The organism is Pseudomonas sp. NPDC087358 (assembly GCF_044900785.1).
In the GTDB taxonomy this organism is placed as follows: Bacteria; Pseudomonadota; Gammaproteobacteria; order Pseudomonadales; family Pseudomonadaceae; genus Aquipseudomonas.
This window is the reverse complement of the sequence record NZ_JBJDOA010000030.1, coordinates 679-1,140: the sequence shown is the minus strand read 5'-3', so window position 1 is coordinate 1,140 and position 462 is coordinate 679. Positions and strand designations below refer to the sequence as shown.

1 pseudogene is annotated in these 462 nt (G+C 56.1%); it reads right to left on the bottom strand.

Annotation, left to right across the window (positions count from 1 at the left end):
* Window positions 1-35: 35 nt before the first annotated feature.
* Window positions 36-462: pseudogene (locus ACI2KS_RS29565) on the bottom strand (GTP-binding protein); the annotation flags it as partial.

Sequence of the window (462 nt, the reverse complement as noted above, 5' to 3'; positions counted from 1 at the left end):
CCCTCGAGCACCTACCGCCACAGAACACCCCCCCAGCACGTGGTGACGCTAGACACACGCAGACCAACGATTTCCAGTGGATCTTGAACCTTGACGATACCGCGCTCAACACGACCAGTCACAACAGTACCGCGACCGGAGATCGAGAACACGTCTTCGATTGGCATCAGGAATGGCTTGTCGACAGCACGCTCTGGCTGAGGAATGTAGCTATCCAGAGTCTCAACCAACTTCTTGACGGCAGTGGTGCCCATCTCGTTGTCGTCTTTGCCTTCCAGCGCCATACGGGCAGAGCCGATGATGATTGGAGTGTCATCGCCTGGGAAGTCGTAAGTGCTCAGCAGATCGCGCACTTCCATCTCAACCAGTTCCAGCAGCTCAGCGTCGTCTACCAGGTCATCCTTGTTCAGGAAGACCACGATGTACTGAACGCCTACCTGACGGGACAGCTGGATGTGCTCT